1 pseudogene is annotated in these 255 nt (G+C 47.5%); it reads left to right on the forward strand.

Annotation, left to right across the window (positions count from 1 at the left end):
• Nucleotides 1-195 (forward strand): annotated as a pseudogene (locus B3182_RS07510) (efflux transporter periplasmic adaptor subunit); the annotation flags it as partial.
• Nucleotides 196-255: the final 60 nt, after the last annotated feature.

The following is a 255-nucleotide window of genomic DNA, read 5'->3' on the forward strand; positions in this document are numbered from 1 at the left end:
GAGATATGGTACGTAACGGCCGGCAATATTCTTGCAAAATTCCCCACCTCGCCTGTTTTCAGTGATGAAAACTACATTTATATACGCCCACCGCAACAACTGGCTGATTTTCCCCAACAGATTTTGTTACAGCCTATCAGCAGTTATGTAGAAGGCATGGCCGTGGCCCCGATTGAGATAGTAAATAATGAGTAAGCTCATCGGCCGTAGCGGTATTATCGGCTGGTTTGCCACCAATCCGGTCGCCGCCAATTT

It is taken from the genome of Methylophaga sp. UBA4204, assembly GCF_002379485.1.
Classification (GTDB): Bacteria; Pseudomonadota; Gammaproteobacteria; order Nitrosococcales; family Methylophagaceae; genus Methylophaga.